The sequence below is a fragment of the Aliihoeflea sp. 40Bstr573 genome (assembly GCF_024105655.1).
Taxonomy (GTDB): Bacteria; Pseudomonadota; Alphaproteobacteria; order Rhizobiales; family Rhizobiaceae; genus Aliihoeflea.
This window is the reverse complement of the sequence record NZ_JAAAMH010000004.1, coordinates 1-13,014: the sequence shown is the minus strand read 5'-3', so window position 1 is coordinate 13,014 and position 13,014 is coordinate 1. Positions and strand designations below refer to the sequence as shown.

The 13,014-nt window shown below is 62.2% G+C and carries 16 protein-coding genes; 9 read left to right on the top strand and 7 right to left on the bottom strand.

The features are described 5' to 3' along the window. Positions 1–15 precede the first annotated feature (15 nt). The 9 genes from GTK01_RS06635 (at position 16) to GTK01_RS06595 (ending at position 6,893) form a co-directional block, all read left to right on the top strand. Positions 16–210: a hypothetical protein gene (locus tag GTK01_RS06635; RefSeq protein ID WP_252925089.1), complete on the top strand. Its 195-nt coding sequence runs from the start codon at positions 16–18 to the stop codon at positions 208–210. A gap of 49 nt (positions 211–259) precedes the next feature. Then, positions 260–661, top strand: a complete 402-nt coding sequence (locus tag GTK01_RS06630; RefSeq protein ID WP_252925088.1) for a hypothetical protein — start codon at positions 260–262, stop codon at positions 659–661. Between the two features lie 84 nt (positions 662–745). Further along, positions 746–967 carry a hypothetical protein gene (locus GTK01_RS06625; RefSeq protein WP_252925087.1) on the top strand — a complete coding sequence of 74 codons (222 nt, stop codon included), beginning with the start codon at positions 746–748 and terminating at the stop codon, positions 965–967. Beyond that, positions 964–2,445: a TolC family protein gene (locus GTK01_RS06620; RefSeq protein WP_252925352.1), complete on the top strand. Its 1,482-nt coding sequence runs from the start codon at positions 964–966 to the stop codon at positions 2,443–2,445. The genes GTK01_RS06625 and GTK01_RS06620 overlap by 4 nt, the downstream gene beginning before the upstream one ends. Positions 2,446–2,459: 14 nt before the next feature. Next, positions 2,460–3,827, top strand: coding sequence for a multicopper oxidase family protein (locus GTK01_RS06615; protein WP_252925086.1), 1,368 nt, complete (start codon positions 2,460–2,462; stop codon positions 3,825–3,827). A 42-nt stretch (positions 3,828–3,869) separates the two neighbouring features. Further along, complete coding sequence (locus GTK01_RS06610) at positions 3,870–4,349, top strand: plastocyanin/azurin family copper-binding protein (protein WP_252925085.1); 480 nt, start codon at positions 3,870–3,872, stop codon at positions 4,347–4,349. Positions 4,350–4,371: 22 nt separating this feature from the next. Continuing rightward, positions 4,372–4,653 carry a copper-binding protein gene (locus GTK01_RS06605; RefSeq protein WP_252925084.1) on the top strand — a complete coding sequence of 94 codons (282 nt, stop codon included), beginning with the start codon at positions 4,372–4,374 and terminating at the stop codon, positions 4,651–4,653. A gap of 181 nt (positions 4,654–4,834) precedes the next feature. Continuing rightward, positions 4,835–5,512, top strand: a complete 678-nt coding sequence (locus GTK01_RS06600) for a response regulator transcription factor (protein WP_252925083.1) — start codon at positions 4,835–4,837, stop codon at positions 5,510–5,512. Next, positions 5,499–6,893, top strand: coding sequence for a HAMP domain-containing sensor histidine kinase (locus GTK01_RS06595; RefSeq protein WP_252925082.1), 1,395 nt, complete (start codon positions 5,499–5,501; stop codon positions 6,891–6,893). The genes GTK01_RS06600 and GTK01_RS06595 overlap by 14 nt, the downstream gene beginning before the upstream one ends. Before the next feature lie 178 nt (positions 6,894–7,071). On the opposite strand, the gene GTK01_RS06590 is transcribed toward GTK01_RS06595, so the two are convergent. The 7 genes from GTK01_RS06590 to GTK01_RS06560 all read right to left on the bottom strand — a co-directional run. After that, a complete protein-coding gene (locus GTK01_RS06590) occupies positions 7,072–7,887 on the bottom strand; it encodes a hypothetical protein (protein WP_252925081.1) in 816 nt (271 codons plus the stop codon). A 3-nt stretch (positions 7,888–7,890) separates the two neighbouring features. Next, positions 7,891–8,226, bottom strand: a complete 336-nt coding sequence (locus GTK01_RS06585; protein WP_252925080.1) for a hypothetical protein — start codon at positions 8,224–8,226, stop codon at positions 7,891–7,893. Positions 8,227–8,602: 376 nt separating this feature from the next. Beyond that, positions 8,603–10,363 (bottom strand): ABC-three component system protein, encoded by a 1,761-nt coding sequence (locus GTK01_RS06580; protein WP_252925079.1) that lies wholly within the window; start codon positions 10,361–10,363, stop codon positions 8,603–8,605. Next, positions 10,360–10,611 carry an ABC-three component system middle component 6 gene (locus tag GTK01_RS06575; RefSeq protein WP_252925078.1) on the bottom strand — a complete coding sequence of 84 codons (252 nt, stop codon included), beginning with the start codon at positions 10,609–10,611 and terminating at the stop codon, positions 10,360–10,362. The genes GTK01_RS06580 and GTK01_RS06575 overlap by 4 nt, the downstream gene beginning before the upstream one ends. Continuing rightward, positions 10,608–11,246 (bottom strand): ABC-three component system protein, encoded by a 639-nt coding sequence (locus tag GTK01_RS06570; RefSeq protein ID WP_252925077.1) that lies wholly within the window; start codon positions 11,244–11,246, stop codon positions 10,608–10,610. Before GTK01_RS06570 ends, GTK01_RS06575 begins: the two co-directional genes overlap by 4 nt. An 894-nt stretch (positions 11,247–12,140) precedes the next feature. Next, entirely contained in the window at positions 12,141–12,464 is a 324-nt protein-coding gene (locus GTK01_RS06565; protein ID WP_252925076.1) for a hypothetical protein, read from the bottom strand. Between the two features lie 365 nt (positions 12,465–12,829). After that, positions 12,830–13,014, bottom strand: a 185-nt coding sequence (locus GTK01_RS06560; protein ID WP_252925075.1) for a hypothetical protein, incomplete at its 5' end; no start/stop codon positions are given.

Below are 13,014 nucleotides of genomic sequence, written 5' to 3'. Positions count from 1 at the left end.
CGGAGAACAGGCAACATGCACAACGATTCGCATTCCAAGGGCCATTCCGGCCACTCACGGCCCTACCTGATGCTTGGGGTCAACATGGCCCTCAGCCTCATCGTCATGTATGTTGTCATGTTCACCATGACCGAGCCCCGGCGGCAACGGTTTAGTTCGCCGCCGGAGGCGGGCGGCCCCCTTGCGGTCGCCCAGCTTACAAAATTGTAAAGAACCGTGCACTTGACCATCAACGGGGCTTCGCGCATAGCATCAGAACATGGATGAATCGCGCTGGATATCGACACGCGTCCTACGGCTTGCAACGAAGTTGCTGGTCGCGTTCGTGCTTCTGGTCGGTCCGTACGCCCAGGCCGCATCAGCGGGCGGCCCGTCCGCAAGTCCAGACCACCATGCCGCCATGTCTATGGACGCCGGCGGCCACGAGGCGGCCGCGCACGAGCATCATCCCGAAGCCGAAGCCGCAACCGACTCAGAGGCAGGATCCGGTCCGGTCAAGTTGGCCGACAAGTGCTGTGACCTGTTCTGCATGGGCGTCGCTTGCATCGTTCCCACCTACGCATTGGCATCGCGGGAGCCGGTGAGTGTCTCGCATGACGTGCTCGACGCTGACGTCGGGCCCGGCGAGTGGGTTCTGCCGCATCGTCCTCCAAACGCCTGACCTGAATTCAGCCTTTTGAGGCCGTGACCGCCGGGAATCCGCCAGCGGTCGGCGCTCGTCGAATTCAAAGATCAGGTAATTCACATGAACAAGACCGTTTCGATGGTCGCGCTACCGCTATTCGTGGGCGGCTGCGCGGCGACATTGCCGGCCGACGTCACACCGACGCGTTCGCCCGCACTGCCCTATGAGGCGAGCCGCCTCCATCATCACAACCCGATCGGTGCCTACACGCATCGGGTCCCCGTCGAGCCGCGCCCTTGGCGGCAGCAGAACGATGCCCAACGGCCGGGAGGCGGCCAATGAACCGCATTGCGAGAAACGCTTCGATCTTGGCGCTACCGCTCTTCATCGGCGGGTGTGCGGCGACTGCGCAAGAGGCCTTGTACGGCGAATCACTCGCGGGGTTCGGAACGGTTCAGGCGGCAACCCGGGTGGCGACCGGCAAAAATGCCGTATGGGTCCAGGACAGACAGACGGCCGATGCGATCACCTCCCAGGTTCGGGGCATGGTTCAAGGCAAGACCGTCGGCGCTGATACCGCCGTTCAGGTCGCCCTCCTGAACAACAGGGGCCTGCAGGCCGCCTATGCGGAACTCGGGCTGTCGGCGACCGATGCTTGGCAGGAAACGATGTTCGTCAACCCGACGGCTTCGATCGGAGTGCTGGGAATCGGATCGCCGGAGCTCGGTGCCTTCCGCGCGCTCGAAGGGATGATCGTCAACAACATTTTCGCGCTCGTCACGCGGGACCGGCGCATCGACATCGCCGACACGCGCTTTCGCAAGGCGCAACTCGACGCTGCGGTGGCGACGTTGTCGCTGGCCGCCGAGACGAGGCGCGCATGGATCGAGGCCGCCTCTGCCTGGGAGCGAGTCGCATATCTGAATCAAGCCCGGGCGGCGGCCGACGCCGCGTCGGAACTGGCAGCCAGGCTCGGCGAAAGCGGGGCGCTCAACAAGTCCGGCCAAGCTCGGGAGCACGTCTTCAACGCGGAGCTGGCGGGCGAAACAGCGCGCGCGAGACTTGCCGCCCGAACCGCCAAGGCCGAGCTCACCCGCCTTATGGGACTTTGGGGGTCGGACATCGAATACGAGGTACCGAACCAGCTGCCCTCGTTGCCGAAGACGCTCGCCCGGGTCGAGACTATCGAAACCGACGCCTTGGGCCACCGGGCCGATCTGAAGGCGGCTGCCTTGGATCTCGAGGCGCTGGCGAAGCAGTACGGGCTAACCGAAGCCACGAGGTATGAAACCGACATCGCCCTGGTGGCGGGACTGGAAGTCGAGGGCGAAATTGAGGACGGCGACCGCGATATCTCCGTGACCCCGAATTTGGATCTAGAGGTCGAATTTGCCATCCCGATTTTCGATAGCGGCAAGGCTCGGATGCGGCGCGCAGAACTCGAATATATGGGGGCAGCCAACCGCCTAGCCGAGAAGGCGGTCAACGTCCGGTCCGAAGCCCGCACGGCCTATGACGAGTACAAGTCGACCTACGATATCGCCCGCCACTACAGGAACAACGTCCTGCCCCTCCGCACGACGATCGAGGAAGAAGCCCTGCTGACCTACAACGGCATGATCACCAGCACCTTCGAATTGCTGGCCGACACCCGGGCCAAGATCGACTCCGTCCTGCTTTCCGTCGATGCCAAGCGTGATTTCTGGCTCGCGGAGGCCAATCTCGCGCCGACCATCTACGGGGGCCGGTCCGGCGGCGCGACCGGCGGCGGCGGAGAAGCGGCCGCGGTCGCCGACGCTGGCGAAGCGGCCGGACACTGAGAAAGGATATTACGATGCTTAATCGCAGACAGTTGCTCGGTGCCGGCGCGACCATCGTCGGGGCCGCCGCCTGGACCAAGACTTCGGCCATGGGCCTGCCCGACGCGCCGACGATGGAAAGCGCCTCGACGCAGCCGCCCCTGGTCCCGACCTCGGGTCCGGACTACCAGCCGGTCGTCACCCTCAACGGATGGACGTTGCCACACCGGATGAACAACGGCGTCAAGGAGTTCCATCTCGTCGCCGAACCCGTCGAGCGCGAGATGGGCGAAGGCATGATCGCCTATCTTTGGGGCTATAACGGCCAATCGCCTGGGCCGACGATCGAGGCTGTCGAAGGCGACCGGGTCCGCATTTTCGTCACCAACAAGCTGCCGGAACACACGACCATCCATTGGCACGGCATGATCCTTCCCTGCGGCATGGACGGGGTGGCGGGTCTCACGCAGCCGCCCATCCCGGCGGGCAAGACCTTCGTCTACGAGTTCGATCTCGTGAAGAGCGGGACGTTCATGTACCACCCGCACGGGGACGAAATGGTGCAGATGGCGATGGGCATGATGGGCTTTTTCGTCATCCATCCGAAGGACCCGCAGTTCATGCGGGTCGACCGCGACTTCGTCTTCCTGCTCAACGCGTTCGACATCGAGCCGGGTTCCTATGTCCCCAGGGTCATGGAGATGACGGACTTCAACATGTGGTGTTGGAACAGCCGGATCTTTCCCGACATCGATCCTTTGGTCGTTTCGAAGAACGACCGGGTGCGGGTGCGGGTCGGGAACCTGACGATGACCAACCACCCGATCCACATGCACGGCTACGACTTCGAGGTCACGTGCACGGACGGCGGCTGGACAAGGCCGGAGGCGCGCTGGCCGGAAGTGTCGATCGACATACCCGTCGGCGCGATGCGCGCCTACGAATTCGACGCGGTCTACGAGGGCGACTGGGCGATCCACTGTCACAAGTCGCACCACACGATGAACGCCATGGGACATGACGTCCCGACCTTCATCGGCGTCGACAAGTCGCGCGTCACGCCGATGATCCGCCGCCTGCAGCCGGAATACATGCCGATGGGCACCGCCGGCATGGCCGACATGGCCGAAATGTCGATGCCGCTGCCCGACAACACCATCCCGATGATGACGGGATGGGGTCAGTTCGGGGCGATCGAAATGGGCGGCATGTTTTCGGTGGTGAAAGTCCGCGAGGGCATCGCCGCCGACGACTACGCCGATCCGGGCGACTACGAGCATCCGGAAGGCACCGTCGCGTACGAGTGGACGGGCGATCTGCCCGCCGCGTCGAGCGCGACGGACGCGAAGACGCAGACGCCGACGAAACCGGCTGCTGCTCCAGGGCACGGCGGCCATGGCTGACGTGCGACCAGCACTTCCTACAACAACCAGGAGACAATACCGATGAAGACACTTATCGCATCCGCCGCCTTCTTGGTGATATCCGCCGGCTTCGCCGCTGCCTCGCCGGGCCATTCCGGGGGCCACGACGAGATGGCGGTCGGCAAACCGGGCGACGCGGCGAAGGCGACACGCACGATCAACGTCACGATGTTCGAGAATGACGAGGGCGAAATGCTTTTCCAGCCCAATTCGTTCGCTGTGAAGGAGGGTCAGACCGTCCGCTTCAGCATCCTGAACAAGGGCGAACTCGACCATGAGTTCGTGCTCGACGAGAAGGAAAAGAACGCGGAACACCGGGAACTGATGATGAAGTTTCCGGAGATGGAGCACGACGATCCGAACGCTATCCGCCTCGAAGCGGGCAAGCGCGGCGAGATTGTCTGGACGTTCTCGAACACGGGCACGTTCGAATTCGCGTGCCTGATCCCCGGCCATTACGAGTCCGGCATGCACGGTGCCGTCGAAGTGTCCGCCAAGTAACCGCAACGAAGGAGTACGAAAAATGAAATCCAAGTTCGTCATCGCCGCGGCTGTCGCCGCCGTCGCCTGGAGCGTCCCTGCCGTCGCCCAGGAATACACCAAGGGGACCGTGAAGGAGGTCAAGGCCGACGAGGAAAAGGTCACCGTCGTCCACGAGGAGCTGAAGAACCTCGACATGCCCGCCATGACGATGGTGTTCAACGTCGCCGATCCGGCAATTCTGGACGGACTGAGTGCTGGAGACGCCATCGAGTTCGTCGCGGACCGCGTCCGCGGGAAGCTGACCATCACCGACGTGAAGTAGTCTCCGCTTCCGTCGTGGCACCGCTCCCGCCCGGCGGGAGCGGTGCACCCGCATATGCGGCATTGCCGCCAACAAAATCTCAACGCACCTGACGGATACGCCTCCCCGACGCCCGGACGCTCGGGCGGGGGCCGCGCGAGGTCATCACCGCGGACGCTGTTCGCAAACGGGGCGATCGACTATGAGGATATTGCTTGTCGAGGACGACAAACGGACGAGCGACTACATTTCCAGCGGCCTCGCCTCTTCCGGCCATGTGACCGACGTCCTGGCCGATGGCCGCGACGCATTGGCCGTGGGTCTGCGGGAATCCTACGACGTTGTGATCGTCGACCGGATGATCCCCGGGCTGGACGGGGTGTCGCTGGTGAAAAGCTTGCGGGCCGCGGGCGGCAAACTGCCGATTATCCTTCTGACCGCGTTGGGCGGGGTCGAGGATCGGGTGGAAGGCCTCGAAGCGGGAGCCGACGATTACCTGACCAAGCCTTTCGCATTCAGCGAATTGCTAGCTCGACTGCACGCGCTCGGCAGGCGGCCTCCTATGGCTCAGGAGAAGACCGTGTTGCGGGTGGCTGACCTGGAACTCGATCTGGTGCGTCGCATCGCGAGACGTGCGGGTCAGATCGTCGAGCTTCTGCCGCGCGAGTTTTCCCTTCTGGAATTCCTGATGCGCAACGAAGGTCGGGTCCTGACGAAGACTATGCTCCTGGAACGGATATGGAACTTCAACTTCGACCCCCAGAGCACGGTCGTGGAAACCCATGTCAGCCGGCTGCGGGCCAAGATCGACAGGCCCTTTGAGGTCCAACTTATCCATACCGTCAGAAGCACGGGATACAGCCTTCATGCGCCTCGGTAAGCTGGCACGCAGCACGCCGTTCCGCTTGGCGGCTCTTTACGTCCTGCTGTTCATCCTGTCGCTTTCGGGCGGTAACGTTGTCGCTTACAACATGGTCGCCGCTTATCTTTACGAACGCTTGGATTCCCACGTCATGGAACGCTACCGGGAAATCGAGTCTGCCTACGAGGCGCGCGGCATCGATGGCGCGGCGGCGATGATCGGTAGCCACGGTCCCGCGATCCGCGGACAGGAGACGCTGTATCTGCTCCGAGGTGTGCAAGGGGAGTTCATTGCGGGCAATTTCCGGGTGCCTGCGGTGCCCACGGGCTTCTCGACGTTCACCGCAGAGGTCGAGGGCGGTTCCAGCACGAATTACCGGCTCTACCGCGGCGGGCTGGGGGACCAGCAACTTGTGGTCGGCGTCAGCTACGACGACACCAACAGGCTGCGCTGGATCGCGCTCGTCAGCTTTGGATGGGCCACGGCGATCGTGCTCGGCGCGGGTTTGGGCGGCGGTGCGTTGTTGGCCTTCCGGACGCGCCGGCGCATCGCGGTGCTGTCGGATACGATGAAGCTCGTCGGCGAGGGGCATCTCGGGACCCGGCTGCCGGTATCGGCCCGCCAGGACGATCTCGATCTCCTCGCCGTAGACGTCAACTCGGCCCTCGAACAACTGGAGACGAGCGTGGCGGCGATGAAGCAGGTCACCACCGACATCGCCCACGATCTGAAGACGCCCATCGGAAGACTCTACCTGACACTGGAAGACGCCATCGAGAAGGTCGCTGATGACGCGACAGCCAAAGCAGTCCTCGAAACCGCCGTGGGCGAGGTCCTCCAGATATCGGGGACGTTCGAAGCCCTTCTGAGAATCTCGCAGATCGAGGCTGGAGCCAGGCGCAGGAATTTCGCGCCCGTGCGGCTCGACGCGCTGGTGGAGGAAATGCTGGAGATACATCAGCCGATCGCCGAGGAGTCGGGAAAGCAGTTGAGCCTGCTGCCCGGACGCGGCCCGTCGGGCTCGGAGATTTCCGGCGACCACGACCTGTTGCGGCAGATGTGCGCTAACCTGCTCGCCAACGCGATCCGCCACACCCCGTACGGTGCCAGGATCGCCCTTGCGTCCGGACTGGAACGGAACCGTCCGTTCCTGATCGTCGCGGACAACGGCCCCGGAATTCCGGAAGCAGAGCGCCAGAAGGTCTTCAAGCGGTTCTACCGTCTCGACAAAAGCCGAACGAGCGAAGGCACGGGCCTCGGGCTTAGCCTCGTCAAGGCGGTGGCTGACCTTCACGGCGCGGATATCGTGCTTTCCGACCGCTCGCCGGGTCTGGCCGTGCGTGTCGTCTTTCCTGCGGCTGCGGCCAGCGGCCTGACCTTCCAGGTTCCAGACAGATAGAACCCGCGGCTCAGAAAGGGTTCGCCCGCATCTCGAGGCGTTCGGCAAGCGAGCGCGGGATGCAGTGGGAGCCGGGGCCATTGATGCGTCGTGGTTTTGGTACTCAAGGTGCTTGAAACGGCGGGTCGCATTTCAACGCGCCGCCCTCAGCGCCGAATGCGTTCGGTTCGACCCGGCATTACCAACCGGGTTTCCATTCTCGCGGCGCGTCGTCCAATGTCGGCATGACTTCGGGCTCTTCTGTCGCCTTCCTGAAGACGACGCCAGCGTCATCCATGGATGACACTTCGACAGGAGTTCCATTTCCGTCTACCGACAGGAGACCGACGGCGTCGATCGGTACCTTGAGGATATAGACCTCCGCCGCCTCGAGCGCGGCGTCCAACATATCCCGCACCAAGGAAGCGTTCCACTCGTTCGGAAGGCCTTTGACGGAGTCATAACCTTCATTGCCGACGGACATGCCGCGTCGCCGGATTTCGTCGATGATTTTTTGCGGGGAGAATTGCGGCGGCTTTCCGGCCGCCGCCAAGACAAGCGGGCCGAGAGGACACCATCGTTTGTCGATAGTGACCAGATCAACGAAATCCCTGGGCTTGGTTCGCGACGATGCGGCGATGACCTTATTGATGGCGAGATCGGCCTGGTGGAGCCGGGAACCCCATTCTTCGTCGCGGACCAAAGGAAAGAACCTCGTCTTCGTCTCGCTCATCCACTGGATCACGGTGGACTGCCCGTCCTTTGAAACCGTGGCTTCGACGCACCCGTAGATCTCGACTTCGACCGAAACCCGGTATCCGGCGTCGCGGAGAGTTTCGATGTCCTTGTCGGCCGCGGCACCGATCTCCTCGTCGGTGTCATGGAAGATATCCACGTCGTCCGAGATGCGGGGCCATTCGTGGTTCAATACCAAACCGCCCGCCATGTAGCTGGTTTCGGATCTGTTCGAAGCTAGGCAGCGGACGATATCCTTCTGCAACTCGGTGAGGGCCATCGATCAGTTCTCCAGCGCCGCTTGGATGCGACGCCCCAGAACGAACGCCCTCGCGTCCCCTTTCTCGAAAAGCGCATTCGCGATGACCGGCGCTTGGTTCATGATCCCGGGGATGCGGGCCAAGTCGACATTGTCGAATATTCGAACGGAATATCGTTCGGTCGCCTTCATGCACAATTCTCGCACATGCTCTTTCCTTTCGCGGAAATCCGCGCGCATACGTGCAGCATCCGCGACAATGTCATCTCTACGCGAGCGAGGAACCAGCACTTCCACGCGCACCAGATCCGACGCTCCGCCTACCTCGCGGTACTTTTTAACTCTGTCCCGAGCGCCCATCGCGATACTCCTTTCGAACAATATATGCGTATCCCGGTTACGCATCAAGCGGGGATTGCCAAAGGTGACTTAGGCTTGCAGCACCCTTGGAGAGACCTTACGGAACGGTATGTCCGCAGTCCCGCATCGTGATGGTAGGTAAGGGCGACGGAATGTTCGTGCTCCGCGAATAGCGCGCTCCGAGCCGCAGCGAACATTTCAATAACCGTCTCGCCAAGTTCAGAACCACTATCGCTTCCATGGATTATGGAGGGGACGGAAACTCGGTCCGGCCGTCAGCAAATGGCGGGCATGGCATCGGGCCTATCTGAGCCGACCGGCAAGCCACGCTTGGGGTCGCAGACTGCCGAGCGATGGCGTTGAGCTGGCCTTTAGCCTATTCGAAACGGAAACCGAAGAGGCCGCCTTCGTCGGTGTCCTCCAGGACCACGGGAAGAACCTTCGAGCGGGCATCGTAGTCCGTCGAAAACGGCAGGCTGCCGAACTTGTCGCTGTTCATCGTCACGAGATACTGAAGCCCCTCGGCGTCGGCGAACTTCCCTGCGATCTCGATCGCTGCGGCGGCCTGTCGGGCATCGACGCCGTCGAACAAGTGGCTGTCATGGACCAGGAAACCGGGCCCTCCCATGCGTTCTGAGGTGACCTTGAACAAGGCGTAGTCCATGGCGAAGATTTCCATGTTGGAAATTCCGCCGCTGCGGTCGCCGGCCACGGAAACGGTGAACCGAGGTCCTGTTTCTGTACTCTCGATCCGCAGCCATTTGGGGCGCTCGGTTCCGTAAAGTGCAATGAGGGCCTCGTCGACCGCCAGTGTCGCCGTCCGGACGGCCGAAAACCTCGCCTGCATGTCCAAGTCGAGACGCCGCTTCAGGCTGATGCGCTCGACCTTCTGCTCCGATTTGTCCGATTCTAGCCTCTGCAAGGTATCTTTCAGTCCTTCGAGCGTGGCGACGCGGCTTTCCGCTTCGGCCAGCCGGCGCTGGATGGCTGCAAGATCGGAGAACGCGCCACGTCCGGACAGATGGTTCATGATCTCCGTGCGACGTGTCAGGTTTCGTTTTCGCTCGGTCTCGATATCCGCCAGCAGGTTGCGGTTCCGCTCGAGTTCCTGGGCGAGATGATGCCTCCTGTTCGAAATGACAGCCTGGTGAAAGGCCTGCACCTCTTCAAATCCGCGGCGGGCGCTGTCAGGTAGTTGGATACCGACCTCCGCATAGAGACGCTCGACGTCGCCGAGGCTCGAGACCGGTTCGGTCGAGACGCTGGTCTCGATCTGCTCGACGAGGTTCCGGATCTCCACGGCTCTTCTGCTCAACCGGTCGGCTTCGCGTTTCGTCGCCGACGCCTCCCGATCAAGGTCCGCGTAGTGTTCCTCCAGCTTGAAATGGCTGAGCTCGTCCCGGACCGCGGCTGACCTGCGTTCGGCGACGACAAGCTCCGCGGTGACGGCGGCGAGCGTGGCGAGTTGCGGATTTCGTGCCTTCGCCAGACGGGATTCGGCCTGGAGATCCTTGGAGACCTGCTTCCGGCGCTCGAACTCCCGCGCGATCGTCCAATCCAGTCCGAAGAGGTAAGCCAGCGAGAGGTGGCCTTCGGCGTCGGGAATGACGCTGGCGAACCGGTGCGGTTTGCTGAAGCCGTCGTCGCCGCGGCGTCGGGCGAAGTATCCGAAGAGGCTGCGGAAGCTCGGACCGCCGTCGGCGAACGGCGTGCCCGTGGTCGATGTCGGGATGCCGAAGCAGACGTGACCAAGCCAATCCGTCCAGTCCCTCAGGTCGACGTAAGGTTCGATAAGATCGCCTTCGCTCCGGAGCGGCACCGTTGGTTCGTCGGCGAAGGTCACGAAGACCTTGTCGGGGTCCCCTACCCTCCGCTCCACGCGAAGCCGCGATCCGGCAAAAGTGAACTCGCCCCAAAAGGAAGCCGTCACGAGCGCCTTCGCCTTGAATACGGAGCCTCTGGCTGGGGTGCTACCCAGCAGGAAGTGGATGATTTCCACCACGCTGGACTTTCCGAGGCTGTTGCGGCTGTCGGTCTCGGACGAGGCCAGGTTCTGGTCAGCCAGCAGGACGTTGAGACCCGGGCCGAAGGCCAGCGTCCGGAAGCTTGCTATCGAGCTGCCGATGGCGTGGATCATGCTCGACCGCTCCCGGTCACATGCAGCAGCCCGTCCCTGATCTCGACCATTCCGGCGGCAAAAAGGAAGGTCAAGGCGAGCGTGAACCAATCGAACCCTATCGCGAGGCCGCGGGCGCGCCTGCTCGCGCGTACGCCTTCCCACACCTCGCTGACGGTGCGCGGGCCGTGCTTGATCTCGCGCAGCGCCTCGCCGCCGATGAACATCAGCGACCGCTCGGCGGGAAGGAACTTGTCTGGCAGGATCACGGTACGGCTTCCGCTTCTAGTGTCGTCTCCTTGTCCTCGAAAATGATGCAGGCTTCAAAGAGCGCCGCCACGATGGCCGTCGCCGCCTCGTAGCGTCCGTCGAACTCGTTGATGTAGCCGGCCAGTTTTTCATGGAGAAACCCAAGTATCGCGCCCGCGTCGAACCCTTGCGCCTTCAACTCGAGATAGCGATGCTTCATGAACCGGGGCATACCGTCCGGTGCCCGCTCGTCGGAACCGATGATGGCCTTCACGGTGTCCGCGTGGACCAGGTTCATAGTGATGTTCGCGCGCCACCTGGCCGGTACGTCGTTGTAGTCGAGCTTGTCTCGAGGAGGGATGGTAACGTCCCTGACGTTTGCCTCCGATGAATCTATGCTTGCCATCACCCGCTTGATGATGAGGTTCACGTTTTCCGGAAGACGCTCCGTGTCGATCTTGCTGTAGACGGCGACGCCGATGAGATCTTCGAGCTGGTCGTCGGTGAAGCCCGGCAGAAGGCTCCTGAAATTATCGTACCCGAACAGGCCGGCCTCGATTCCGATGGACTCGATGGTCGATTTGAGCTCGAGAAACGACTTCACGACGGGATGGGGGATGTCGATCAAGTTGTGGGTGAACAGCCAACGCTTCATGCCGGGCGTGCTGAGGCGTGCCTTCTCGAAATCTTCCGCCAGCTTCTCACAGACGTATTTGTGATCCTGTACGTGGCCGTTATGGCACCGTAACACTGGAAGAGCGTCGCATCGCTTTGACGAAACCCGTCCATGCCGCCGTCGCCGAGGCGTCCGTGAGCCTTCACCCGAATGAAATCGCCCGGATGAAGGGTTCCCATGAAGTCGCCGAAGAAGTCCTGGAACGCAGCTCCGTGACGCTTCCTCAGCTGCAGCTCGAGCAACGGTGTCCACTGTCGCGCCATCAATTCATCCCCCTGCCCATTCCCCTGCCAACGGTACATGCCGACGAACTGGCGCACAATGTTGCGGTGGAGAAGCCGAAGTGCGTCTTCATTCGCCCCGGCGTTGGGATGGTGAAACGGGCGGGGTCTGGTATCCAAAGGGCCGGCGGCGCGCAGGGCATCGAGATAGCAAGTTGTCGGAGCGGAGCCCGCATTCCGATCCCGTCGGAAGGGGTTTCACACTCTGGCCGCGCCGGACGGAGGTCGCGAGACCGTCATTAGCTGATTGCGCGGTGACGCCGGAAACAGAGCGAACTTGCTGGCAAAATCCGCTATGCGAATTCCATCGGCATCGCTTCGCGAGATCGCGTCACAAAGAGGTCGCGACCCGAAAAAATCCCGCCTGCGGAGGTCAGTCACGCAGGCGGGCAGCTGGGCTGACGAGGCAGGGATCGCTACGTCAACTTGATACGGTGACAATCTGAACCAGGCGTCTTGTGGCTGTTTGTCGCGAAGCTTACAGATTTGTAAGACTTCGCATCTTGATAGCGATCGGGCGATCCCGCCGGGAGCGGTTCCGGTCCCACCGCAGGAGGCTGTCCATGCGGCGGGGACCGGTCGCGCGCCGCGGCTACCTGCCGCTGCGAAGATCCCACTCGGTCACCTGAGGACCGTAGTTTCCGTACGGACGGTGCGGCTGGTGATTGCTGTTGACTCCGGTATCGATCGAAGCCGTCGTGCGGGTATCGATCGCACCGCTGATATCGGCGTGGCTGCCGGCATGGTCGCCGCGGACCTGGCGTCCGGGAGCGCCGTAGTGCTTGGGCTTGGAATCGTGGCCGGTGCGGACGACCGGTGGGTTGTAATCGAGCCCGTAGACAGGGGCTTCCTGTGCGGCGGCGATGCCCGAGGCGCTGAGGCTCAGGGCGATGGCGATGGTCGTCAAGCGATACATGAATTTACCTTTCTTCGATCCGTTTGCGCGGTGGGAGTCCGCGGAACGCCGGATCGCCCGGCGCTGAAAAGAAGACTGCACGGTCCAGTTGGACGGCGTTTGACGCCAACTTTACATATTTGCAAAGGTCTCCGGTCGGGGTCGCGCTGGCCCATCATCGCGGTGCTAGTGTCCGGTATCTGTCTCCTCGGACTTTGACCCAACAGCCAGTTGGCCAGCGCGTCGCCGCAATAGTGAGGTTTGCAACCATCTAGACGCGGCAGCGTCACACGCGGCCGATAAAGCGCCGAGTGGCATTATCGGTTTAGCTTCGGAAGCCCTGGGCTCGAGGGCGGACTGAGATCAAGGAAGTCGAAAGCTACCTTCTACAGACGCTTAATCACCTCATCAAAATCGCTGTCGACAAAGATCCGCAGTCCGTACTGATCCAGCCCCACTGAACGGGTCCACCTTGAGTTATGGTTTTGACCATGAAGGAGGACCACGATGAGCAACAAACGACACAAGCCGGAAGAGATCGTCACGAAGCTTCGGCAGGTTGAAGTCCTGC

Bases quoted from the DNA above. Each gene is read 5' to 3' on its own strand.
- GTK01_RS06565 (WP_252925076.1), bottom strand. From the start codon at position 12,464: ATGTATCGCTTGACGACCATCGCCATCGCCCTGAGCCTCAGCGCCTCG.
- GTK01_RS06585 (WP_252925080.1), bottom strand. From the start codon at position 8,226: ATGGGCGCTCGGGACAGAGTTAAAAAGTACCGCGAGGTAGGCGGAGCG.
- GTK01_RS06610 (WP_252925085.1), top strand. From the start codon at position 3,870: ATGAAGACACTTATCGCATCCGCCGCCTTCTTGGTGATATCCGCCGGC.
- GTK01_RS06605 (WP_252925084.1), top strand. From the start codon at position 4,372: ATGAAATCCAAGTTCGTCATCGCCGCGGCTGTCGCCGCCGTCGCCTGG.
- GTK01_RS06580 (WP_252925079.1), bottom strand. From the start codon at position 10,363: ATGATCCACGCCATCGGCAGCTCGATAGCAAGCTTCCGGACGCTGGCC.
- GTK01_RS06620 (WP_252925352.1), top strand. From the start codon at position 964: ATGAACCGCATTGCGAGAAACGCTTCGATCTTGGCGCTACCGCTCTTC.
- GTK01_RS06630 (WP_252925088.1), top strand. From the start codon at position 260: ATGGATGAATCGCGCTGGATATCGACACGCGTCCTACGGCTTGCAACG.
- GTK01_RS06635 (WP_252925089.1), top strand. From the start codon at position 16: ATGCACAACGATTCGCATTCCAAGGGCCATTCCGGCCACTCACGGCCC.
- GTK01_RS06600 (WP_252925083.1), top strand. From the start codon at position 4,835: ATGAGGATATTGCTTGTCGAGGACGACAAACGGACGAGCGACTACATT.
- GTK01_RS06570 (WP_252925077.1), bottom strand. From the start codon at position 11,246: ATGAAGCGTTGGCTGTTCACCCACAACTTGATCGACATCCCCCATCCC.
- GTK01_RS06615 (WP_252925086.1), top strand. From the start codon at position 2,460: ATGCTTAATCGCAGACAGTTGCTCGGTGCCGGCGCGACCATCGTCGGG.
- GTK01_RS06590 (WP_252925081.1), bottom strand. From the start codon at position 7,887: ATGGCCCTCACCGAGTTGCAGAAGGATATCGTCCGCTGCCTAGCTTCG.
- GTK01_RS06625 (WP_252925087.1), top strand. From the start codon at position 746: ATGAACAAGACCGTTTCGATGGTCGCGCTACCGCTATTCGTGGGCGGC.
- GTK01_RS06595 (WP_252925082.1), top strand. From the start codon at position 5,499: ATGCGCCTCGGTAAGCTGGCACGCAGCACGCCGTTCCGCTTGGCGGCT.